The sequence below is a fragment of the Campylobacter porcelli genome (assembly GCF_002139855.1).
Taxonomy (GTDB): domain Bacteria; phylum Campylobacterota; class Campylobacteria; order Campylobacterales; family Campylobacteraceae; genus Campylobacter; species Campylobacter porcelli.
Genome location: NZ_CP018789.1, coordinates 1603957 through 1627606 on the forward strand (window position 1 = coordinate 1603957; position 23650 = coordinate 1627606).

At 35.8% G+C, this 23650-nt stretch carries 24 protein-coding genes; 10 read left to right on the forward strand and 14 right to left on the reverse strand.

Annotated features, from left to right (window positions below; translation table 11 throughout):
• Window positions 1-48: 48 nt before the first annotated feature.
• Genes CSUIS_RS08195 through CSUIS_RS08210 form a run of 4 tightly spaced genes read right to left on the reverse strand, consistent with a single transcriptional unit; the run spans window position 49 to window position 3692 of the window.
• Window positions 49-543: a phosphatidylglycerophosphatase A family protein gene (locus CSUIS_RS08195; RefSeq protein WP_086298477.1), complete on the reverse strand. Its 495-nt coding sequence runs from the start codon at window positions 541-543 to the stop codon at window positions 49-51.
• 8 nt (window positions 544-551) lie between these two features.
• Window positions 552-1730 carry a sulfate adenylyltransferase gene (locus tag CSUIS_RS08200; protein WP_086298479.1) on the reverse strand — a complete coding sequence of 393 codons (1179 nt, stop codon included), beginning with the start codon at window positions 1728-1730 and terminating at the stop codon, window positions 552-554.
• Complete coding sequence (locus CSUIS_RS08205) at window positions 1708-2580, reverse strand: response regulator (protein WP_086298481.1); 873 nt, start codon at window positions 2578-2580, stop codon at window positions 1708-1710. The genes CSUIS_RS08200 and CSUIS_RS08205 overlap by 23 nt, the downstream gene beginning before the upstream one ends.
• Window positions 2577-3692, reverse strand: a complete 1116-nt coding sequence (locus tag CSUIS_RS08210; protein WP_086298483.1) for a bifunctional 2-C-methyl-D-erythritol 4-phosphate cytidylyltransferase/2-C-methyl-D-erythritol 2,4-cyclodiphosphate synthase — start codon at window positions 3690-3692, stop codon at window positions 2577-2579. The genes CSUIS_RS08205 and CSUIS_RS08210 overlap by 4 nt, the downstream gene beginning before the upstream one ends.
• Window positions 3693-4059: 367 nt before the next feature.
• Here CSUIS_RS08210 and thiC point away from each other — a divergent pair, with 367 nt between their 5' ends.
• Both thiC and CSUIS_RS08220 read left to right on the forward strand, forming a co-directional pair.
• Window positions 4060-5424 carry a phosphomethylpyrimidine synthase ThiC gene (thiC, locus tag CSUIS_RS08215; RefSeq protein ID WP_086237516.1) on the forward strand — a complete coding sequence of 455 codons (1365 nt, stop codon included), beginning with the start codon at window positions 4060-4062 and terminating at the stop codon, window positions 5422-5424.
• Complete coding sequence (locus CSUIS_RS08220) at window positions 5405-6391, forward strand: YeiH family protein (RefSeq protein ID WP_086237517.1); 987 nt, start codon at window positions 5405-5407, stop codon at window positions 6389-6391. Before thiC ends, CSUIS_RS08220 begins: the two co-directional genes overlap by 20 nt.
• A 2-nt stretch (window positions 6392-6393) precedes the next feature.
• On the opposite strand, the gene CSUIS_RS08225 is transcribed toward CSUIS_RS08220, so the two are convergent.
• Window positions 6394-6966, reverse strand: a complete 573-nt coding sequence (locus CSUIS_RS08225) for an anthranilate synthase component II (protein WP_086298485.1) — start codon at window positions 6964-6966, stop codon at window positions 6394-6396.
• A complete protein-coding gene (locus CSUIS_RS08230; protein WP_086298487.1) occupies window positions 6963-8708 on the reverse strand; it encodes a bifunctional chorismate-binding protein/class IV aminotransferase in 1746 nt (581 codons plus the stop codon). Before CSUIS_RS08230 ends, CSUIS_RS08225 begins: the two co-directional genes overlap by 4 nt.
• 83 nt (window positions 8709-8791) lie before the next feature.
• On the opposite strand from CSUIS_RS08230, the gene CSUIS_RS08235 reads away from it, so the two are divergent.
• The 5 genes from CSUIS_RS08235 to CSUIS_RS08255 all read left to right on the forward strand — a co-directional run bounded on the left by CSUIS_RS08235 (window position 8792) and on the right by CSUIS_RS08255 (window position 14200).
• Complete coding sequence (locus tag CSUIS_RS08235; protein WP_086298489.1) at window positions 8792-9862, forward strand: Mrp/NBP35 family ATP-binding protein; 1071 nt, start codon at window positions 8792-8794, stop codon at window positions 9860-9862.
• A gap of 20 nt (window positions 9863-9882) precedes the next feature.
• Window positions 9883-10260 (forward strand): group III truncated hemoglobin, encoded by a 378-nt coding sequence (locus CSUIS_RS08240; RefSeq protein WP_086292897.1) that lies wholly within the window; start codon window positions 9883-9885, stop codon window positions 10258-10260.
• A gap of 515 nt (window positions 10261-10775) precedes the next feature.
• Window positions 10776-12164 carry an LLM class flavin-dependent oxidoreductase gene (locus CSUIS_RS08245; RefSeq protein WP_086298491.1) on the forward strand — a complete coding sequence of 463 codons (1389 nt, stop codon included), beginning with the start codon at window positions 10776-10778 and terminating at the stop codon, window positions 12162-12164.
• Window positions 12165-12188: 24 nt separating this feature from the next.
• On the forward strand, window positions 12189-13181 hold the full coding sequence (locus tag CSUIS_RS08250) for an ATP-grasp domain-containing protein (RefSeq protein ID WP_086298493.1): 993 nt from the start codon (window positions 12189-12191) through the stop codon (window positions 13179-13181).
• Window positions 13178-14200 carry an LLM class flavin-dependent oxidoreductase gene (locus CSUIS_RS08255; RefSeq protein ID WP_086298495.1) on the forward strand — a complete coding sequence of 341 codons (1023 nt, stop codon included), beginning with the start codon at window positions 13178-13180 and terminating at the stop codon, window positions 14198-14200. The genes CSUIS_RS08250 and CSUIS_RS08255 overlap by 4 nt, the downstream gene beginning before the upstream one ends.
• 30 nt (window positions 14201-14230) lie before the next feature.
• Here CSUIS_RS08255 and CSUIS_RS08260 read toward each other — a convergent pair whose 3' ends face one another.
• Genes CSUIS_RS08260 through rsmA form a run of 7 tightly spaced genes read right to left on the reverse strand, consistent with a single transcriptional unit; the run spans window position 14231 to window position 20708 of the window.
• Entirely contained in the window at window positions 14231-14758 is a 528-nt protein-coding gene (locus CSUIS_RS08260; protein WP_152023650.1) for a GNAT family N-acetyltransferase, read from the reverse strand.
• Between the two features lie 2 nt (window positions 14759-14760).
• Complete coding sequence (locus tag CSUIS_RS08265) at window positions 14761-15204, reverse strand: low molecular weight protein-tyrosine-phosphatase (RefSeq protein ID WP_086298500.1); 444 nt, start codon at window positions 15202-15204, stop codon at window positions 14761-14763.
• Window positions 15205-15241: 37 nt separating this feature from the next.
• A complete protein-coding gene (locus CSUIS_RS08270; RefSeq protein WP_086298502.1) occupies window positions 15242-16192 on the reverse strand; it encodes an HTH domain-containing protein in 951 nt (316 codons plus the stop codon).
• Between the two features lies 1 nt (window position 16193).
• Window positions 16194-16958, reverse strand: coding sequence for a pseudouridine synthase (locus CSUIS_RS08275; RefSeq protein WP_086298504.1), 765 nt, complete (start codon window positions 16956-16958; stop codon window positions 16194-16196).
• Window positions 16958-17914 (reverse strand): KpsF/GutQ family sugar-phosphate isomerase, encoded by a 957-nt coding sequence (locus CSUIS_RS08280; protein ID WP_086298637.1) that lies wholly within the window; start codon window positions 17912-17914, stop codon window positions 16958-16960. The genes CSUIS_RS08275 and CSUIS_RS08280 overlap by 1 nt, the downstream gene beginning before the upstream one ends.
• Before the next feature lie 57 nt (window positions 17915-17971).
• The gene (locus CSUIS_RS08285; protein ID WP_086298507.1) at window positions 17972-19933 is read right to left on the reverse strand and encodes a ribonuclease J; all 1962 of its coding nucleotides are present in this window, start codon (window positions 19931-19933) and stop codon (window positions 17972-17974) included.
• Window positions 19899-20708: a 16S rRNA (adenine(1518)-N(6)/adenine(1519)-N(6))-dimethyltransferase RsmA gene (rsmA, locus tag CSUIS_RS08290; protein ID WP_086298509.1), complete on the reverse strand. Its 810-nt coding sequence runs from the start codon at window positions 20706-20708 to the stop codon at window positions 19899-19901. The genes CSUIS_RS08285 and rsmA overlap by 35 nt, the downstream gene beginning before the upstream one ends.
• Window positions 20709-20771: 63 nt before the next feature.
• Between rsmA and hisF the strand changes: the two genes are divergently transcribed.
• The 3 genes from hisF to rlmN are packed head-to-tail and all read left to right on the forward strand — an operon-like array spanning window position 20772 to window position 23172.
• Window positions 20772-21533, forward strand: a complete 762-nt coding sequence (gene hisF, locus CSUIS_RS08295; RefSeq protein ID WP_086298511.1) for an imidazole glycerol phosphate synthase subunit HisF — start codon at window positions 20772-20774, stop codon at window positions 21531-21533.
• A gap of 35 nt (window positions 21534-21568) precedes the next feature.
• A complete protein-coding gene (locus CSUIS_RS08300; protein ID WP_086237592.1) occupies window positions 21569-22099 on the forward strand; it encodes a phosphorylase family protein in 531 nt (176 codons plus the stop codon).
• The gene (gene rlmN, locus CSUIS_RS08305) at window positions 22096-23172 is read left to right on the forward strand and encodes a dual-specificity RNA methyltransferase RlmN (protein WP_086298513.1); all 1077 of its coding nucleotides are present in this window, start codon (window positions 22096-22098) and stop codon (window positions 23170-23172) included. Before CSUIS_RS08300 ends, rlmN begins: the two co-directional genes overlap by 4 nt.
• Window positions 23173-23275: 103 nt before the next feature.
• Here rlmN and CSUIS_RS08310 read toward each other — a convergent pair whose 3' ends face one another.
• Window positions 23276-23626, reverse strand: coding sequence for a Fur family transcriptional regulator (locus tag CSUIS_RS08310; protein WP_086237534.1), 351 nt, complete (start codon window positions 23624-23626; stop codon window positions 23276-23278).
• Between the last annotated feature and the right edge of the window lie 24 nt (window positions 23627-23650).

The following is a 23650-nucleotide window of genomic DNA, read 5'->3' on the forward strand; positions in this document are numbered from 1 at the left end:
CTTAGCAATAAAGCTTAAAATATGCTAAAAGCTTTTAGCTAAGGCTAGTTAAATAATCAAGCCAAATTTAACCAAAATAGCCACGCAAGCAGCAGCGATAAGCCCAGCAAATCCACCAGCGACCATATCATCGCTCATTACACCAAGGCCGCCTTTGAGATTGCGATCTAGCCTACCGATGATACTAGGCTTAGTAATATCTAAAATTCGAAAAAACACAAAAGCCAAAACCACGCTAATCCAGCCAAATTTATCTACCTCAAACTGCTCCCAGCTAGATAAGGCTATAGATATAGCCACCCATACCCCAGCAACCTCATCTATAACTATGGAGCTATCATCGTGGGTGCCACTTTTAGCCTCATAAGAGTCAATTATGCTAATACTAGCTAAAAATAGCAATATACTAGCTAAAAATAGCGTCTCAAGCCCGATATAATAATATATCGCCACTCCAACTATAGCCCCAGCTAAGCTCCCCCAAGTCCCAGGTGCTGGCCGCAACAATCCAGAGTAAAAAAATGTTACAAATAGCTTTTGCATACTAATCCTTATGTAAGTGAAGTTGTCTGATATAATCCCATTAAATCTAGATAAAAATCATTTTGGGTGCGCTCTTCTAATAGCCCAACATTTGGGAATAGATCATTACAAATTTTTTGGAAATTTTCAAATCTATCTGGAAATAGGGTGCTTAATATCATAGCTGAAATCTCCTTTCGCATTAAAATAGCAGGAGGCAAAATCCCACTAAATAAAAGCTCTTTTAAAGTATCGGATTTATACTTAATGTGGTGGTGCTGACCATGCGGACAAGTCTTAGTGCTTACAATCGTGCGACACTGATTACAATAGACTAATTCAGGCATAACTATAAGCTCTATATCTAAATTTTTTGTTACACTATCTAAGATTGTATTTGGCTGATTATGGTCATAAAACATTCCAATACCGCCGTGATTTTGCCCTACTACTAGCTTTGTCGCACCAAAATTATAAGCAGCTAAGCACTCTAAAACTGGATTTATATGATTGCTAAATAGATATGTATTTTCAAATGGCACCACTATAACACGCTCACTAGGCAAGAAGTTGCTTACAAAATACTCTAGCGTCTTTAGCCTTAATTTAAAATCCAAATTTCGCCTATTTTCAAGCGTGCAAATTAAGAAAATTATAGTAATATCCGCCTTATCAATAGTCATTCTAACCAATCTTTCATGAAGTCTATTAAACGGATCTGCTGTGAGCATTAGAGCCGTTACCTTTTGATAATTCTTCTCTTTTATGGTATCTAGAACTCTTTGTTTAATATTAGCTAGTGAGTTATCATAAATTTCAAATTCCCCACTTATAGCGTATTTACCTGTTTTATTATCATCGCTAAACTCAATCTCCCTAGCAGCAAAGATGCTATTATGCGAATTTTCTAGCTTATAAACTGATGAGACTATCATATGCCCTACTATATTGCCATTTAGAGCAAATTCTAGCTTTTGACCTTGCTTAACTGATCTAATTATAGCTTGATTGCGTCTGCCAAATGGTGCAAATGTATAAGCATACGGCATAGGCTCACCTCTAAAATAACCCGTTTGATGGACGATTTTAGCCTCATTTTCATCCATAAGCCTTTTGAATTTGCCTAGAATTTGGTTTTTGATTAGGCTTAGTGTGCCATATGTATCTTGATTTATATTTATAATGTTATTTTTGTCTATAGATACCATGCTTTTTTCTTCTTTCCCATATTGATTTGCGTGATATTCCAAGCTTTTTTGAAATTTCAGTATCTGGCAATATATCTTGGTATAATAAAATCATCTGCTTAACATACTCATCAATTGATAAAATATCACTCATAGTAGCAGCTCTAGAGTGGCTTAATACCATAAAATTATATCCTGCATACTCCTTTTTGCCATGGATAATAACTGGCGAGTTTTTAAAGTAATCAAGTAAGCTCTCTTGCTGTTTTATATCAAGTTCATCTATATTTCTAATATATAAAAAGCTCTTTGGCAACAAGGTCTTAACATCAAATCCAACCCTAGCATCTACAATCTTACAATTAAACCCACTCTCCTTAGCATATGAAAAAGCAAATCCATCGCTAATTTGAATTTTACTAGAGCTAATAATTAGTGGGAGCTTTATCTTTTTATAATCCAAATTCGCTGGTTTATTGCTTAGCATTGCGGATTCTAGCATAATATCATAGGTTTGATTTAGCATCTCATAACGCTTAAATGATTCAAAAAATTTAATCTTTCTAACTAACTCTTCTATCATAAATGGCTTTTGGATATAATCACTCACCCCAGCCTTAATAGGATTAGATACAGTATCAGAGCTAATATAGCTAATTAATAAAATTATAATTGAGCTTTTGTGATTTTCTATAACTTTATAAAATTCATTTGAGTTAAAGCTTGCTGATAGCAATACCACATCATATCTATCTTCTCTTAATGCCTCAAAGGTATGAGTAGCAATCTCACAGCTATAGCCAAATTCAGATAGCTTACTGGCGATACTTTGAGCTAGATAAATCTCATTTTCTACTATTAAAACTCTCATAGTCTAGTCCAATCAAAATATTTTAAATTCGCATTTGCTATGACTGCTACACCCTCTCCACGCCCTGTAAATCCTAATTTCTCGCTTGTAGTGGCTTTGATATTTACTCTAAATCTGCTTAGTTTCATCACATCTGCTAAAATTTTTGCCATCTCATCTTTATATGGCGATATTTTAGGCTGTTCGCAAATAATAGTCAAATCCACATTTACAATATCAAACCCAACAGAACGCACAAACTCCACGCTACGCTCAAGCAAAATTTTAGAGTCAATGCCTTTAAATTTCATATCATTATCTGGAAAGAGCTGACCAATATCAGGTGCACTAGCCGCCCCTAAAATCGCATCACAAAGTGCGTGAATCGCCACATCGCCATCGCTATGAGCCTTAAAAGCCTTATTAAATGGCACCTTAATCCCACCTAAACTCAAATAATCCCCATCGCAAAAAGCATGCACATCAAAGCCATTTCCGCAAAAAATATCAGGTGAAGGCGGCTTAAGATTAATAAGCTTCAAATCATCTTTATAAGTAAGCTTTCTAGCTCTCTCATCACCACTAACATACCAAACCTTACCGCCAATAGCAGCTATAGCTGAGCTATCATCTGTGTAAATTTTATCGCTATTTAAAGCCTGTTTTAATAGCTTGGTTTTAGAAAGTTGCGGGGTTTGAATTCGCTTTAGCTCATCTCTATTTATATAACTATCCCCATAAACTGCTGTATCGCTTACTTTAAGCACTGGGACGATACAATCAGCCAAATTTGCATCATCTATTAAGCGTTTTATCAATGATTGTGGGATATCAATTCTAGCTATATCACTTACCATTACATAATCGCTATTTATGTGATTAAGAGCGTTTTTAAGGCTATCTTGACGAGTAGCACCACCTTGGATAAATTTGATATTTGAATCAAACTTAGACATATACTCGCACTCATTACTAACAACAATAATCTCTTTAAAATTATAATTTGAGTTTATATTTTTAGTTGCTTTTAGCCATAGTGGAGTATCGCCAGTGCGTAGCCACTGCTTTTTAGCAGCTAAACCAAATCTTGTAGAGCTTCCAGCACCTAGCATTACTAAAGATATATCAATCAAAGTAGATCCTAAATTTAAAATTATGTTACTAAATTATACATTTTTTTTAATTTCATTTGACTGAAATAAGAAGAAAATTTAATCCAAATTTAGCCATTTAATAGCCAAAATTTAGATATTATCATCTATAAATAGGTTAAATTTGCTTATATATCTTACTTAAAAGATATGTTTAAAATATATTAAATTTAACGCTTTGAAATGTGTAATCTCTTCCCAGTCTATACTCTTAAGGATAAATTTGTAACACTTAGATTAAAATAGCAAACTAAAATAAAGAAAATTTAAATAAATATATTTAAGAGTTGTTTTGTATTTAATTATATATTGTAAAATTTCACTTTCAAAAGCTTAAAAAGGATAAAAAATGAGAAAAGAGTGGTGTCAAGAACGCCAAAATGACCCTACTCCAACACAGATGTATTATGCTAAAAACGGCATAATCACCAAAGAGATGGAGTATGTAGCAAAAATAGAAAGGCTCGAAGCTAGTAAGGTTAGAGATCTAGTCGCAAGTGGAAAACTCATAATCCCAGCTAATATCAATCATCATCATCTAATCCCAATGGCAATAGGTAGAGCCGTAACTTGTAAAATCAACGCCAATATCGGCTCAAGTGCGATAATTAGCAATATAAACGAAGAGATAGAAAAGCTAAATGTATGCTTAAAATATGGAGCTGATACCGTTATGGATCTAAGCACTGGCGGGGATTTGGATGCTATCAGAAAAGCTATAATAGCAAATTCAACCGTTCCAATTGGCACTGTGCCAATATACCAAATCATTCACGATATTAAAGATTTAGACAATCTAACACCGCAAATTATGCTTGATTGTATCGAAAAACAAGCCAAACAAGGCGTAAGCTACTTCACTATTCACGCTGGATTTTTGCTTGAGTTTATGCCATTAGTGGCTAAACGAAAAATGGGGATTGTCAGTCGTGGTGGAAGCCTGATGGCTAGCTGGATGATGAAACATCATAAAGAAAATCCATTCCACACCGCCTTTGATGATATATGCGATATATGTGCTAAATACGATGTCTCTTTATCCTTAGGCGATAGTTTGCGTCCTGGTTGCTTAGCTGATGCAAGTGACGCAGCACAAATGGCAGAGCTTAAAGAGCTTGGAAACCTAACTAGAAGAGCATGGGCTAAAAATGTCCAAGTAATGGTAGAAGGCCCTGGTCATGTGCCATTTAATCAGATTGAATTTAATATGAAAGAGGAGCAAAGGCTTTGCGACGACGCTCCATTTTATATCCTTGGGCCACTTCCAACTGATATAGGTGCTGGATATGATCATATCACAAGTGCTATTGGTGGGACTATGGCTGCGTATCACGGTGCTAGTATGCTATGCTATGTAACGCCAAAAGAGCATTTAGGTCTGCCAAATGCCAAAGATGTAAGAGATGGTATCATAGCTCACAAAATCGCTGCTCACTCAGCCGATATAGCCCTGAATAGACCAGGGGCAATAGATAGAGATCACGCTATGAGCGACGCTAGATATAAATTTGAGTGGAATAAACAATTTGAGTTAGCACTTGATCCAGATAAAGCAAGAGAACTTCACGATGAGAGTTTGCCTCAAGATGTCTTTAAAGAAGCTGAGTTTTGCTCTATGTGTGGGCCGAAATTTTGTGCTTATAAAATAAGTCAAGAGATAGCCAAAAATAGCTGTGAGAGCTATCCAAAAGAAGATGATACAAAAAATATATAAAACAAGGAAAATTTACGCCGCTACTATCTTAATCATTTTAGCGGCGATCTCAATTTTTTTAGCCACTTTTTTAGCTGATTTTGGTATAAGTGCTTTGATAATTGCTGTGATTTTAGGAGCGCTTTTAGCCAATACCAGCAAAAAAAGTGTAAATTTAGTAGCTAGAAGCGGTATTTTAGGCATATCTACAAAGCAAATTCTAAGACTTGGAATTATCTTATATGGCTTTAAAATCAGCCTTGATGATGTGCTTAGTATCGGTTATGCTGGTGTTTTGAGTGCTTTTATCATTGTTTTTAGTAGCTTTGTTTTTGGATATTTTATATGCCGTATTTTTGGCATTGATAAGAAACTTTCTGTATTGATAAGCTCTGGATCTAGCATTTGTGGAGCGGCTGCTTTAATGGCTACTCAAAGCATAGTAAAAGCATCACCAAATGCTGTTGCTATCGCACTTTGCTCGGTTGTGGTATTTGGTAGTTTGGGTATGTTTATCTATCCATTTATACTTAGTGGGATTGATAATATAAAGGCTGGTTTTATAATCGGTGCTAGCTTACATGAAGTAGCACATGTAGCAGGGGCTAGTGCGTATGATGTAGTAGCTGCCAATAACGCAATAATCATCAAAATGCTAAGAGTGCTTATGTTAGCCCCATTTTTGATAATCTTAAGCCTTGCAAGCGGCTTTTTCTTAGGAGAAAAATCTAGTGTAAAATCGAATTTTCCATATTTTGCTCTATGGTTTTTTGTAGCTCTGTTTTGTTCTGGATTTATAAATCCGCAAATTAAGGAATTTATATCTTTGGTTGATAATTTCTTACTTAGCGTTGCTATGAGCGCACTAGGACTTACAATCACCAAAAAAGCACTAAAAAATGCGAATTTAAAGGTATTTATAGCCTCTAGCTTGATATTTTTATGGCTTATTATTTTGGCTTTTGTTTTAGCAAATTTACTATTTTAACCCTAAATATCTAAAAAATTTTTTAGTATCCTTTTGCCCTGCTCTTGTAATATAGACTCAGGGTGAAACTGCACTCCATAACAACTATATTTTTTATGTTTTATAGCCATAATAACCCTTTTATTCTCCACTTTTATATACGCCAAGATATCAAATTCAGATATGTTTTCTACGCATAAGGAGTTATACAAAGCGATTTTTAGTGGCTTTTTCACCCCTTTAAAAAGTGGGGATTTTTTAAATTCACACTCCACTTTTACACCATGAAAAGGGCGAGGCATACGGATAATATCAGCACCAAAAGCTTTGGCTATACACTGCTGACCTAGACAAATGCCTAAAATTTTCTTTTTATCCCCAAGAGCTTTTATAATATCCATACAAACTCCAGAATCATCAGGCGTGCCAAATCCAGGCGAGATGATAATTCTATCAAATTTTTTTGCGTATTTTATGGCTTTTCTAGCTTTGGCAAAATCATTTTTTACTACCTTAACCTTAACACCAAGCTCTTTTAAATAATAGACTATATTATAAGTAAATGAGTCATAATTATCTATCAAAAACACCCTCATAGCTCCACCTTTATAGCCCCACGAAGTGAGTTTATAGCATAAATTTCCTTAGCATTATATAGATCTTCTAAGCCCAAAATACTCTCTTGGATAATGCCTGAATCTAGCAATTTACCCCGTAAAGTCCCAGCTAACATACCACTTTGTAATCTTGGAGTTAAGAGTTTATTATTTAAATTTAGCACGATATTTGAGCGATTTCCTTCGCAAAGCTCATCTTTTTCATTTAGATAAAAAATATCAAAAAGCCCATCGCTTATAATTCGCTCATCTCTTAAGGTGGTTTTGTGATACAATAGATCATTTTGAGAGTTTAAACGCCTTTGGCTAATGGCAATTTTATTAGAATTGATGGGTTGGATTTGAGCTTGAGTAAGGCTTAATACTCCATTTTGGCTTAATTTTAATCTCACAAGACTACCGCCACTAGGGCTTAACCCAGCAAAAATCTCTTTAAAATCAGCAATACTCTCAAACCCATTTTTACCACTTACCACGCCGATAATATCGCTTAATTCAATCTTGCTATCATCTTTTTTAAACTCTATATCAAGCTCTTTTGGTATTTTAAAGCCTAGTAATTTAGCACTATTTAAAATTCTCCCCAAATGCCTTTGAAGTAAAAAAATCCCATCATCACGCAAAAGCATAGTCTCAAACAAGTCAAATTCCATCTTAGGGCGTAAAAAGCTACTTTTTAGCTCCAATTCAGCAAATTCATCATCACATTTTGAGTCCCACACCACGCCACTGCCAACGCCATATCTATAATACTTCTCCCCAGCTCTTCTCTCAAGCGTCCTAATTGGAACGCTAAATTCCGCCCTTTTATGGCTAATCACCCCCATCGCACCGCAATAAACCCCACGCTCCCTATCTTCTAAACGCTTTATAATACGCATTGTAGCTAGTTTTGGCGCACCAGTAATTGACCCACAAGGGAAAACCGCATCAAAAATTTCGCTTAAATTTCTTCTTTTAAGCTTAGCTTTGAGCGGAGAAATAGCTTGGAATAAGCTCTTTAATTTGATGATTTTCATCGGTTTTTTCACTCGTAAAGAGCCAATTTTGATAATTTTACTCATATCATTTCGCAACAAATCAACTATCATCAAATTTTCACTTCTATTTTTTGGATCATTTCTAAGCTTATTTTTTAAAGCCTTGTCTTCGGCTCTATTTCTGCCTCGCTTTATCGTGCCTTTCATAGGTGCGAAGGTGATTTTCTTGCCTTTTAATTTAAAAAATAGCTCTGGCGAAAATGATATTATCTCACAAAATTCACTCTTAAAATATCCTAAATATTTACTCTTTTGCCTACTTAAAAGACTAGAGATAATCTCCTTGCTACTTGATTTGCTAAATAGCTTTAATTGGCTTGTGAAATTTATCTGATAACTATTGCCACTAGCTAACTCATCTTTTATCTGTTTAAAACAAGAGCTATAATTATCATAGTCTAAACCTTCTAGAATTTGCGGATAAAAAAATGGCTTAAATACTGAAAATTCCTGCGTATCATCAAGCTTAAATTCGCTTTTATTTACATACCCTTTAAAGTGCGCTACTGGATAGCTTGAGCTATTATCATAAAGCTCATAAACCACATATCCTACAAAATATAGATTTTTTGCCTTTTGCATAGATTTTAAAGCAAGGTCAAACTCATCTTTATTAAAGCAGATAAATTCGCTTTTTAAATCATCATATATATATTTACCAAAAATACTAAAATCACTCATATATTTCTCTTTATAATTTAAAAAATTTTAGCCAAAAATTTATAATTTTTAGATAATATAGCTCAAATTTAAAAGGACTAAAAATGGATGAAAAAATTTTAGAAAAGCTACAAAGCGTAATCTACCCAGGCTTTAAAAAAAGCATTGTGGAATTTGGCTTTGTCAAAGCAACAAGCCCAAAAATCATAGTCGAAATCACCTCAGCCAAGCCTGAAGTCGCCACCACAATCAAAAGCGAGATTGAAAAGCTAAATTTAGGCAAAGAAATAGAGATAATCGCCCCAAAACCACAAACCCAAAAATCAAACTCACAAAGCGGTAAAAATATCGCTCCGCAAATTAAGAATTTTGTGATGGTAAGTAGCGGTAAAGGCGGCGTAGGCAAATCCACAACTACCTTAAATTTAGCCATTAGTCTAGCTAAACAAGGCAAGAAAGTGGGGCTTTTAGATGCTGATATTTATGGTCCAAATATCCCAAGAATGTTAGGAGTTCAAGGCAAACAACCAGAGGTCATCGGACAAAAATTAAAGCCACTTCAAACTCATGGAATTGAGATGATGAGTATGGGTCTTTTGATAGAAGATGGTCAAGGGCTTATGTGGCGTGGAGCTATGATTATGAAAGCCATAACTCAGCTTTTAAATGAGGTTGAGTGGGGAGAGCTAGATGTGCTGCTTCTTGATATGCCTCCAGGAACTGGCGATGCACAAATCACTCTAGCTCAAAGCGTCCCAGTTACAGCTGGAATTTGCGTTACTACCCCGCAAACAGTAGCACTAGATGATTCAGCTAGAAGTCTTGATATGTTTGAAAAGCTTCATATCCCAGTAGCTGGAGTGATAGAGAATATGAGTGGATTTATCTGCCCTGATAATGGCAAAGAGTATGATATATTTGGCAAGGGTGGAGCTGATGCGTTAGCTAGTGAGTATGATACTGCGATACTAGCTCAAATTCCTATAGAGCCATCAGTAAGGATAGGTGGAGATAGTGGAAGACCAGTTAGCTTTTATGAGCCAAATTCAATTAGTGCTAAAAGATATAAAGAGGCCGCTACAAAGCTATGGGAAATCATAGAAGATATAAACGCAAATGGTGGTGCTGATAACTCAGCCATTCAGCCTGATATGAGTAGATCAGCTTGTCATTAATCAAATTTGAAAGGATAAAAATGAAATATAAAGAGATCACAAGTAAGAGCATTGCTGAGCTTATGGAGAGCTTTTATGAAGCTATAAGAGAGGATAAAAGCGGTCTTGGCGATATTTTTAATAACAAAATTGGCACGAGTGAAGAGGAGTGGGACGCTCATAAGGCTAAGATTGGCGAATTTTGGAAGGGTATGCTAATTGGGGAGAGCAATTTTAGAGGCAATCCTATGCAAGCCCATATGAATCTTGATCCATTTCCGCCTGAATATTTTGATAATTGGCTAGGTCTATTTAAAGAGAGTTTAGATAGCATTTATGAGCCACAAATTGCCGATATGATACTAATGAGAGCGCAAATGATAGCAAATAGATTTAAATCCATCTTATACGCTTCATAATAAAGCCCACTTTCAAAAGTGGGTAATCCTGATAAATCCGCTAAATAATAAATTAAATTTATAAAAATTGATAGAATATAAATTAATTAAATTAAATTTATATATAATGCTTTTTAACTTAAATTTTAATAGGAAAATTTGGCGAAATTTATATTTCTTTAAGTAAAAAAATATATAATTTTGCAATTTAATTTTAGAAAGGACTAGACTTTATGCAAAATTTCGTCGCAAGTTTATTTGAACTGTGTCAAATGTGCGTGATGCGTAGCTCATAAGTCTAGTGGTGGCTCACGCTTCCTTAGGCTTAGGCAGATAAGGAAGCGAAGGTTAAGCCACAATTTCTTAACTTTTAACAGAATTTTAAATCTTCCTTATCTTTTCGTTTTGTTTTTGTCTTTGACATTTAGCCCATAGGCACTTAGCCTAGCATACGAAAAGGGAAATTATGACTTTTATAAATTTATTTCAAACCACGCTGAAAATTAGCACTCATATAACTCTTCAAGGAGTTAAAAATGGGTAAAAAACAAATTCATTTTAACGCTTTTGAGATGAACTGCATTACGCATTTAAGTCCTGGGCTTTGGAGGTATCCTGGAGATGAGGCGTTAAAATATAAAGATATAGAGTATTGGCAAAATATAGCCAAAATCGCAGAAAAAGGATTATTTGATGCTATTTTTATAGCTGATGTTTTGGGCGTGTATGATGTGTATAATTCAGATAACCAAGCCGCATTAAGAGGAGCGGTGCAAACGCCTGTAAATGACCCTATACAACTTGCAGCTATCGGTGCGGCCGTAACGCAAAATTTAGGCTTTGGTATCACAGCTGGAGTGCCATTTGAGCAGCCATTTCCATTTGCTAGAAGGCTTAGCACACTAGATCACCTAACAAAAGGGCGAGTAGGCTGGAATATCGTAACAGGCTATCTACCAAGCGCTAATGCCAATATCGGTCAAAAAGAGCTACCACACGATGAGAGATATACTCAAGCTGATGAGTATATGGAGGTTGTATATAAGCTTTTAGAAGGTAGCTGGGAAGATGATGCTGTAATTTTAGATAAGAAGACAGGAGCTTTTGCCGACCCTAATAAAATTCACCCCATCAATCACAAAGGACAATACTACGAAGTTCCAGGCATTCACATCTGTGAGCCTAGCATTCAAAGGACGCCTGTATTATTCCAAGCTGGAAATTCGCCTAGAGGATTAGAATTTGCAGCTAAACATGCTGAGGCTATATTTATCGCACCAATAGCTAAAGCTTATACTAAAGACGCTGTAAAACAAGTAAGACAAGCTCTAATCAAAGCCGGTAGAGATCCATATAGTGCGAAAATTTATGTTCTAGCGACCATTATCACAGACAAAACGCAAAAATTAGCCCAAGCAAAATATAATGATCTTTTAAGCTATGTAAGCGAAGAGGGCTCTTTGGTGCTTAACTCTGGTTGGCTAGGTGAGAATTTAGGCAAATACGCTCTTGATGATCTGCTTAGCAATATCAAATCAAATGCGATGTTAGGCAAGGTTGAGGAATATGCAAATAGCAAAACAGATAATGGTAAGCAGTGGAGCCTAAGAGAGCTTATCAAAGTTGCTGGGATTGGAGCCTTGGGTCAAAAGATAGTTGGCGGAGCAAAGGAGGTTTGCGATGAGCTTGAAAAATTGGTTGAGCATTCAGACGCTGATGGGTTTAATCTAGCTTATGCTACTACGCCTGGGACTTTTGAAGATGTCGTGGAGTTTATCGTGCCTGAACTACAAAAAAGAGGCTCATATCAGCTAGAGTATCAAAGTGGTAGCTTAAGAAATAAGCTTTTTGGCAAAGGCGATAGACTAAGTAGTGATCACATAGGCTCAAAATACCGCTTTAATGGCGAATTTTGGGGCAAATAATAGCTAAATTTGAAGGAGAAAAAAATGCTTTATAATGATTTAAATGATGAAATTTTCATAATACACGAAAATCCCGAATGGATACCACCTTTTAAGGAGGCTTTTGAAAAAGCTGGAGTTAAATTTAACGAAATTCTTTTGACAGATGGGAGCATTGATTTAACTAAAGCTCCACCAAAAGGGGTCTTTTGGAGTAGATTAAGCGCTTCATCGCATACAAGAAATAATCTATACTCAAAAGAGTATGGTAGGGCGATTTTAGCGTGGCTGGAAGCTTATGGTCGCCGCATTATCAATGGCTCTAGCGTGCTTGAGTTTGAAGTAAGCAAGATTAAACAATATCTAGCTTTAGAGAAATTTGGATTTCGTGTGCCAAAGACTATAGCTGTGTTTGGTAAAAATGATTTAATAAATAGGGCTAAGGATTTACAAACCCCTTTTATCACAAAGCACAATCAAGGTGGCAAGGGGCTTGGAGTGCGTCTTTTTGAGAGTTTAGAAGAGTTTGATAGCTATGTAAATTCAGATGAATTCGAGCAAGGTGCTGATGATATAACCTTGCTTCAAGAGTATATCCGCTCCAAAGAGCCATTTATTACTAGAGTTGAGTTTATTGGTGGCAAATTTCACTATGCGGTCAGAGTGGATACTAGCGGTGGGGCTTTTGAGCTTTGTCCGGCTGAGGCGTGTGAGATAGAAAACAGAGCAAAATTACCTCAAATTGCTGGTGGGGCTTGTGATGTTGGCTTTGCGAATAAATTTAGTCTAAGAGAGGATATAACGCATAATTTTCCACTCGTTCAAAAGCTAGAAGAGTTCTTAAAGCTTCATAAAATCGAAGTGGCTGGGGTTGAGTTTATCGAAAATAGCAAGAATGAATTTGTAATTTATGACATAAATACAAACACAAATTACAATAAAGCTGTAGAGCAAAGCAAACGAGCAAAAAATGAGCTTGGTGCTGCTGATAGGATAGTTGAGTTTTTAGAAAGTGAATTTAAAAAGGAGATAAGATGAAATTTGGATATTGGACGCCAGTTTTTGGCTCTTGGCTAAGAAATGTCGATGATGATACAACGGCTTGCTCGTGGGAATATATCAAAAATCTAACCCTAAATGCTGAGAATTTAGGCTACTCCCTTACGCTGGTGCCAGAGCTATATCTAAATGATATAAAAGGGCAAAAAGCCCCCGCTTTAGATGCTTGGGCTATTGCAAATGGCTTAGCGGCGATCACTTCAAAGATTGAAATTCTAGCCGCACTCCGCCCACAATATCATCAAGTGGCCCTTACAGCTAAGAAAATTGCCACTTTAGCCCAAATCTCAAATAATCGCTTTAGCATTAATATGGTATCAGCGTGGTGGGCTGAAGAGGCTAGACAATATGGCATAGACTTTGATAATCACGATGATAGATACGCCTTGACAGAGGAATATACTAATGTTTTGCGTGGATTTTGGAGCAATACGCCATTTAATTTTAAGGGGAAATATTTTGAATTCCAAGACTCATACAATGAGCCAAAGCCTAGCTCTTTGCCTTTGGTTTATGCTGGTGGTGAGAGCGAACAAGGTAGAGCTTCAATCACTCGCTTTGCAGATAAATACCTAATGCACGGCGGAACTCTTGAAGAGATTAGGGCTAAGATAAAGGATATGAATGAAAGAAGAGACAGAGCCAATTTAGAGCCATTTAAGGGCTTTGGAATGGCGGTTTATGTGATCTTAAGAGATAGTGAGACAGAGGCTAAAAAGGAGCTTGAGAGAATTATCAATATAAAAAATTGGAGCGATTATGAGAATTCATATAGCAATTTTACTGGTAATTCAAATTTAGATGTAGAGATCTCCAAAATGGAATATAGCGTATCAAACCGTGGTTTAAGAGCTAATTTGATAGGCACGGCTGAGCAAATCGCTGAAAAATTAAGAGCTTATGAAGAGGCTGGATTAAATCTAGTGATAATCCAATGCGCTAATATGAAAGAGGAGCTTGAGAAAATAGCTAAAGAGCTTATGCCGCTACTTCGCTAAAGCTTTAATCCTTTGCTATTAAGCAAAGGATTACTCATAATTAAACTCAAAATAATTCTTGCTTTGAAAAAACTCAAACATCTGAATAAATCGCTCAAATTCAACTTTTGAACTTGTATAAATGCTATATTTCATTCCAAGATATGAGATGGTATGAGTGCTATCACAAAATCCAGATTTTTGATAGAATTTACTTCGGCGAATTCTTTGATCGATATCATCAGCTTTTGGGTCTAAATACTCTATTTCTAAGACTATTTGATTGAAATTTGAGTTTAGAATATCTAAAATTTTACTACCATAGCTACAGCCTTGAAACTGCGGCCAAATCGCCAAAAATGCTAAATAGCAAAGCTCTTTATATAGATAAAGTGCTGCGTAACCTATGAATTTACCATCATCATAAAAAGCAAAAATTTTCAAATTCTCATCACTAGCCATAATTGGATCTTCTAAATTTATCGGGGCTAATAGCTCATTTTGTGGGAAAACCTCTAAATTTAGCTTTAAAATTTCCTTAAAATCATCACTATTTCTATTAATAATTTTATACTCCAAACTCACTTGCAAATCTCCTTAAAAAGCTCATTTATCGCACTCTGAAGCATATTATATACATTTTGAAAATCCTTAGCACCGCCATAATATGGATCTGGAATTTCAGCCCCATCAAGACCAAATTCCCCCATCAAAGCCAATTTACTGCCAAGATTAAGGCGTGAGATATTAGCATAATTTTGCCTATCCATAGCTATAATCAAATCAAATTTACAATCACTCCTATCAATTTGCCTACCTCTTAGCATAGATATATCTACTCCATTTTGTCTCCCAACCATTATAGAACGACTATCTGGCGGCTCTCCTATATGATAATTACTAGTTCCAGCTGAATCAATCAAAATATCCAAACCACGCTCTTTAGCCACCTTTCGCGCGATGCCTTCAGCCAAAGGTGACCTGCATATATTGCCAAGACATACAAATAAAATTGATTTAACCATATCTTGCCTTATTTTATTATTTACTAATTTTTAATGCCTAATTATTCATTATCTTTTTATTTATTAGATAATTATCTAATCTATCATTATCTAAAACCTCATCAAATTCGCTTTTGCTTCTATACTCTTTTTCTATATTAAACTCCTCTACGCTCTCAAGGAATTTTTTAAAATCAGCGTTTTTAGTGCTTAGCTCATTCATCACAGAATAATCTAAACCTTCTTTGAATTTAGCCCTAGCTAAAATCACACTTTCATCAACATTTTGCGAATTAAGGCTAATAACTCCTATACCAAATGAAAAACTAAGACGCTTGATTAAATCCATAAGCTCCTCATCACTCTCATCGATATCAAGTGCAACAAGATAGCCCTCATTTGCCCAGCTTGAATTACTCACAGCTTGAAAATAATACTCTCTAAAATTACCAACACTAAGATGCTTTTTCATCTCAAAAGCATAAATTTTGATTGGAAGAAAATTAAATTTACCTATAAATTTATTTAACTCTTTTTGGTAATCTCTATATTCAAAACTAACTCCAACTATATCTGGATATAGCCATTTATCTACGCCTTTTTTCGTCTTGATACTACTTTCGTGATAAATCGTCTTTGTATAGGCTTTGAAATTCTCATTAAAAGAGACAAATCTACTTAAAAGCGGATGCAAATCCCTTTCATTATAAAATGTTTTTGGCTCTTTTATTACACTATTTTTTTCTGCTTGAGCTTCTAAATTTATATTTTGATTTTTTAGCTTTATAAGCATAGGTTTAGTAGCTACTACTTCAAAAATACTATCTGAATTTTCTTTTATATCCACATAAATCCTAGCGACAAAACTAGCCCACGGCGTTTTGCCATTTAAATTTAGCTCTTTAGTAAGCCCCATTTCATTGGCTATATGATACATACGATTTGGATTTAATGCTTCTTTTTTTCTTTCTAAAACCTCTTTTGCTACATCTATAACAGTTCTTGCCATATTAATACCTAACCCCATTTTGCTTCAAAAAGTCTCTTAAATCATCATATTCGGAGTTTGTGAAGTATCGCCATTTGCCCTCGCCTAATTGATCTAGGCTAACCCTACCAAAGCTAACTCTCTTTAGATCCATAACCTCTAAATCAAAATAGCCAAAAAACCGCCTTAACTCTCTATTTTGCCCTTCGCTTATGATGACCTTTAGCCTTGTATATCCACCGCTAAAACTGATGATTTTATACGCTAAGAAGGGTTTAAACTCCATTGAAATTTGCTTTGTTTTAGCGTGAGCTCCCTTTGTGGCATCTTTAGCGAAAAAGCCTTCACGCATAGCATTTATGACTTGCTCTGTAATTTCGCCTTTGATTTTTAGGTAATATTCACGCTCTATATCGCTATCCATAAGAGCCTGGGCAATCGCAGGAGCATCAGTAAGGAGTAAAAGCCCCTCACTAGCAAAATCCAGCCTACCGATGCTAATAAATTTAGAAAATCCCCTTGGCAAACTATCATAGATAGTCCTTCTGCCCCTATCATCTCTTTTAGTGACTAGCTCACCTTTTTGTTTGTTATACACTATGACGCTAAATTCTTTTTTGAGTTTAACTAGCCTTGAGCCTATTTTTACTTTATCGCTATCTTTGACATCTGTTGATAAGTCGCTTACAACTGCGCCATTTATACTAACCTTATTAGCCTTGATAAGCTCATCAGCCTCACGCCTTGAGTAGTTTGTGTTGTGTGAAATAAATTTATTGATACGCATTATAATCCTAAACTAGTTAGATCATGGATATGTAAGGCTCCAATTGGTTTTTTCTCTTTGGTGATGATTAGAATTTGGATTTTATACTCTTCGATTAGCTTTAAAGCATCATAGGCTAAGGTATTTTCATCTTCTAGCACTTTTGGGTTTTTGGTGGCAAATTTAATAGCCTTATCATTTATATCGAAATTCTCGCTACTCAAAGCACGCCTCAAATCCCCATCACTCAAAATCGCCACCAATTCGCCTTTGGAATTCGTAAGCAGCACGCTCCCAAGCTTGCCATGAGTCATAGAATCTATAGCATATTTTAGGCTAACTTCATCGCTAACTATAGGTAAATTTGTTTTTCTCATCGCTTCGCTAACTTTGAGATATAGCCTTTTACCTAGACTTCCACCAGGATGAAACATAGCAAAATCCTCTTTTTGGAAATTCCTTAATCTCATCAAACAAACAGCCAAAGCATCGCCAAAAGCCAGAGTCAGCGTAGTAGATACAGTAGGCGCAGCATCAAAAGGACACGCCTCACGGATGATATCTAAGTTTAAATTTGCGTTGCTTAAATTTGCTAGGCTTGAGCCGCTTTTTGACATACCAATTATTGTGATATTACGCCTTTTGATATGTGGCAAAATCGCCAAAAGCTCGCTACTTTCGCCACTATAGCTGATAGCCAAAACAGCGTCTTTATCCCCTATCATACCTAAATCCCCGTGTAAGGCCTCAGTCGGATGGATAAAAAAGCTAGGCGTTCCAGTGCTTGCTAGGGTTGCGGCGATTTTAGCACCTATATGGCCGCTTTTACCCACGCCAGTTACGATGAGTTTGCCAGAGCAATTTTGTATCAAATTCACCGCCTTTTCAAACTCACTACCGATCAAATTCGCTTGTCGCTCCAGCTCTTTGGCTTCTAAGCTTAAAACTTCCCTTGCTATATCTATAATTTTCATAATCAAACTCCAAATTCTATTGCTAAAATCATAATTTCACCCCAAAAATTGGGGCTAATCTCACATTAAATACACAACCGGTACGATTGTTGGGTATTTTTTGAGTTTTCTAAATATATGCTTTCTGATAACTTGGCGAATTTGATTTTCTAGAGCTTTTTGGTCGTTTAGTAGCTCATCTTTTATATTTGTTAAAAATTGAAGTAGTATCTCTTCAAGCTCTTTGCTTAAATTTCTTGTCTGTTTTTCGCTCACTAAACCATAGCTGATAACTCTATTGTGTATTAGCCTTTTTGCGTTTTTGTCAATTTGTGAGATTATTGTTATAACTCCCGCTTCGGCAAGTTTTTGGCGATCGATTACGACATCATCGGCGATCTGTTTATTTATCTGATTATCGATGAATACTTTACCGGTTTTGACCGTTTTTACCCGTTTTATGTGTCGTTGGCAAACCTCAACTTGATCTCCATCGCTCATCAAATATATATTTCTCTCATCAATTCCACAGCTCATCGCTGTCTCTTTGTGCTTGACTATGTGATTATATTCGCCATGAACTGGAAGGAAAAATTTAGGTTTAATAAGCCTTAGCATAAGCTTTTGCTCCTCTTGGGCTGCGTGACCGCTTACATGAATTTCGCTAAAATCTTGATGGGCTACATTTGCTCCGCTTTTTAATAAGAAATTCAAAATCGTTGATACGCTAGTTTCATTGCCAGGAATTGCTTTGGAGCTGATGATTACTTGATCACTTGGCTTGATTTTGATATATTTATGCTCATCAGTTGCCATCCTATATAGAGCGCTCATTGTCTCACCTTGACTGCCTGTTGTGACTATTAAAACCTCATTATCTGGATATTTGACAACTTCATTTGCATCGATAAAAATCTTGCGATCTAAATTCACATATCCAAGCTCGATAGCCGTCCATAGATTTCTCTCCATACTTCTGCCTATCACGCAGACTTTACGGCCATATTTTATACCACGCTCGATAGCTTGATAAACTCTATGGATATTTGAGCTAAAGGTGCTCATTATCACCCTGCCCTTAGCGGTAGCAAATATAGAATCAAAGGTCTTTCCAACGCTACTTTCACTCTTTGTGATTCCATCTTTGTAGCTATTTGTAGAGTCGCTTAATAAGCACAAAACGCCCCTTTCGCCATAATATGCTAAGCGATTTAAATCCGTTGGATAGCCATCGATTGGGGTGTGATCGATCTTGAAATCGCCAGTGTGGATTATAGTTCCAGCCTTTGTAGTGATAGCTAACGCACTTGCGTCGATTATAGAGTGAGTGATATGTATAAGCTCAAATTCAAATTCCCCAAGCTCATAGACCTTGCGCTTTTCAATCGGGCGAAAATAGCTTCTATAAGATTTTAGTCCATGCTCTTCAAATTTATTGCTTATCATTCCTAATGGAAGTGGCGTAGCATAAATTGGGAATTGAAATTCTTTGAAAAAATATGGCACCGCACCGATATGATCTTCGTGTGCGTGAGTGATGATAATGCCTCTGATTTTGTCTTTGATCTTTCTAACATAATCAAAATCTGGCACCAAAATATCCACGCCATGCATACTCTCAGTAGGAAAACTCATACCGATATCAATGATGATCGCATCGTTATTTGTCTCAAAAATAGTCATATTTCCGCCGATCTCGCCAAGACCACCAAGCGGAGTTATAGTGATTTTGTGTTCGGCTGAATTTAGGTATTTGAGTGGTTCAAGACGCAACTCATGACTAGCCTTATTTGCTTCTATGGCGGCTTTCATATCTTTTTGCCACTCTTCGTTACCACTGATTTTTACTGTTGGATTGCTATTTTTGCGGCGCTTTTTAGCCTTTTTGGTTTGCTCTTTTGACTCATCAGTTTTGGTAGCTTCATCAATTTGCGAATTTTGATCCGCAACTGCGTGTTTCGCCTCTTTTTTTAGATTATCTTTGTGATTGCGATATCTTCTTTTTTTGCTAGGTTTTTCGCTTTGATTTTTCTCTTCGTTCATTTTTGGCCTCTTTAAATAGTTTTAAATACAAGGCGACACAAAGCTCATGTGGGCGAATCGTAAGTGGCAAGTTCTCTTTAGTCAAAAAGCCCTCTATAAGAGATTTTGGGATAGAGATTGATAAATTTTTTAATAAGGTTTTACGAGGAGATGAGAAGGCAGATTTGAGAAATCTCTCAAATTCTAAAGCCTCAAATCCTTGTAATAAATCCCTATTTTTAATAATCCTAATAACCGCTGAGATAACCTTTGGCTGGGGATCAAACGCAGTTTCTGGCACATCAAAAAGCAACTCCACATCGCCCTTTATCTGAGCTAGAATTGACAATGCGCTAAACTCGCTATCTCCAGCCTTAGCACTAAATTTCAAGGCTACCTCTTTTTGAATCATAACAACAAGCCCCTTGCATCTGCTATCACTAAGCGCCTTTAAAATTATATTTGTCGCTACATAATAGGGTAAATTCGCAACCAAAAAATAGTCTTGCCTAGCTATCTCATCCCATGATTTAAGAGCATCGGCGTTGATTATTTTTAGCTTTTGCTCTGAGATCTCACTAGCAAATTTATCTAGCAAAATCTCATAAAGCTCGCTGTCAATCTCAAAACACTCGATTTTCCCACTAAATTCTATAAGCTTTTGTGTTAAATCACCTAAGCCAGGCCCAATCTCTACAATCCTATCTAAATTATTGGGAATCGCTTTGATGATTTTAGCTTTTATACCATCATCAATTAAAAAATTTTGACCAAATTTCTTTTTTGCTTGTATCATAGTTGGCCATTTTAGCTAAATTTGACTGAATTTATAGTAAAATAAAAATAAAAAGTCGCAAAAATGAGAAATTTCGCAAAAAGAATTATACCTTGCTTAGATGTCAATAATGGAAGAGTTGTAAAAGGGGTTAATTTTGTAGGATTAAAAGACGCTGGAGATCCAATCGAAGTAGCCAAAAGATACAATGATGAAGGTGCTGATGAGTTATGCTTTTTGGATATTACTGCTAGTAGTGATGGTAGAGATACTATCGTTCATGTGGTAAAAGAGGTCGCAAAACAGCTATTTATCCCGCTTACTGTGGGTGGTGGAATTCGTAAAATAGATGATATATCCAAACTTTTAAATGTAGGTTGCGATAAAGTTAGCCTAAACTCATCAGCTGTAGATAATCCAAATTTAATCTATGAAGCTGCGAAAAAATTTGGCTCTCAATGCGTTGTAGTCGCAATCGATGTCAAAAAAAATAGTAATGGTAGCTACAATGTATTTGTCCATGGTGGTAGAAAGGATACTGGGCTAGATGCGATAGAGTGGGCGAAAAAAGTTTATGATCTAGGTGCTGGAGAGATACTTCTAACATCGATGGACACCGATGGGACAAAGACTGGATATGACCTAACTATAACATCAGCTATATCAAATTTAGTCCAAATACCAGTTATCGCAAGTGGCGGAGCTGGAACTATGGAGCATATCTTAAAAGCTTTTCAAGCTGGTGCTGACGCAGCTTTAGCAGCTAGTATATTTCACTATAAAGAGATTGAAATTTTAAAATTAAAAGAGTTTTTAAAAGCAAATCAAATTGGGGTTAGAATTTAAATATGGCTATAAATTCTAGCTTAAATAGCGATATTTTGATAGTTTGTGCTGGAGCGATGGAGAGCTTTGAATTTGCTAAATCAATTGGGATTGGCATGGTAGAACCAGCGATAAATTTAACCAAAATTTTGCTAAATTCAAATAGACTTCCTAAGAAAATTATATTTATAGGAAGTTGCGGATTATATGGAGATGAAAAACTGCTTGAAATTTATAAAAGCACTCAAGCTTGTAACTATGAAATAGCTGGTATAATGGGTCTTGGATACACTCCAATTGATATGAAAATAGCAAAAGTTTCACAAGAAACAAACATTATAAACTCATCAAATTTCATAACAAACTCAAAAGATATTGCTATTAAATTTAAGAATTTAGGATTTATGGCTGAGAATATGGAGGCTTATGCTATTTGGTGTGTGGCGATGAAATTTAATATTGATTTTGAGCTAATCTTATGTGCGACAAACTACTGTGATGAAAATGCCCACAATGACTTTATCAAAAACTATCCAAAAGCTAAAGTTAATATCACAAAATATCTAAAATCAGAAGGAATTATATGAAAAATTTGCTTGATTATACTCAAGATGAATTAGCAGAGTTTATCCAGCCTAAATTTAGAACAAAGCAAATTTATGAGTGGGTCTATAAGAAAAATGCAAAAACATTTGATGAGATGAGTAATCTACCAAAGGATATTAAAGAGCGTTTAAAGAGCGAATTTTATCTTGAACCGCTTGAGATGATTAAAAATGAAATTAGCCTAGATGGGAGTATCAAATATCTATTTAGACTTCGTGATGGCAAAACTATAGAAAGTGTGCTACTACCGATGAAAGAGGAGCTAATAGATCAAAATGGCAAGACTCAAAGACACGCTAGATACACAATCTGCGTTAGCTCACAAGTAGGGTGTAAGATGGGGTGTAGCTTTTGTCTAACGGCAAAAGGCGGCTTTATCCGTAATCTAACTCCAGGAGAGATAGTAGGGCAAATTCTATGGATAAAAAGGGAGAATAACATACCTTACGAACGCAGAGTAAATATCGTATATATGGGTATGGGCGAACCACTTGATAATCTAAATAATGTAGCAAAAGCCATAAATATTCTAAAAGATAATGATGGCTTATCCATAGGAGCTAGGCGTCAGACCATTAGCACAAGTGGGTTAGCTAGTCAGATTAAAAAGCTTGGAGAGATGGATTTGGGTGTGCTTTTGGCTATATCTTTACACGCTGTTACAGATGAATTAAGAGAGAAGTTAATGCCAGTTAATAAAGCCTATAATATCGCCAGCGTTATGGATGCTGTGCGTGAATTTCCAATTGATATGAGAAAAAGAGTAATGTTTGAATATCTCATAATGGATAAGGTCAATGACACTCTAAACGACGCTAAGGCTCTTGTCAAGCTACTTCATGGGATTAAGGCAAAGGTGAATTTAATATTATTTAATCCGCACGAAGGTAGCCCATATCAAAGACCAAGTATTGAAAATGTAGAGAAATTTAGAGATTATCTACAATCTCGCGGCGTTACATGCACCATTCGCCAAAGCAAGGGACTTGATATAAGTGCTGCGTGCGGACAACTAAAAGAAAGAAGCAAAGGAGAGAGTAGTGCCACTGCTTGATATAGCACAATTAGTCTTTATAACTATAGTTGTAGCCATCGGACTAATTGGAATGATATATGTGATAAAATCTGATAAATAGACTATAAACTGCCTTGATTTCTTAGCTGCATTTTTCGCAAATGCCTTTGATAACGGCACTTTTAACGCTCTTACCGGGCAAATTTGGTATCTCTATCTCCTCCATTTTATGGCATGTCTCACATACGAAATATGCCTTGGCATGGTCTGATAGCTCATAAAAACTCTTATGCTCTATCTCATTTTTGATAACCAAATTTTTGCTTAAAAGAATATCTAAATTTCTATAAATTGTCGTTTTATTTGCTTTGATTTTAGATAGAAATTCGTCATAGCTTATAGGTCTATTTGACTGTTGCAACATCTCTACTAGCTCCACTCTAAGCGGAGTTACGGCTATATCATGATTTTGTAAAAAAGTAGAAGCTAACATTAATTCCCCTTTCTTATCCAAAAT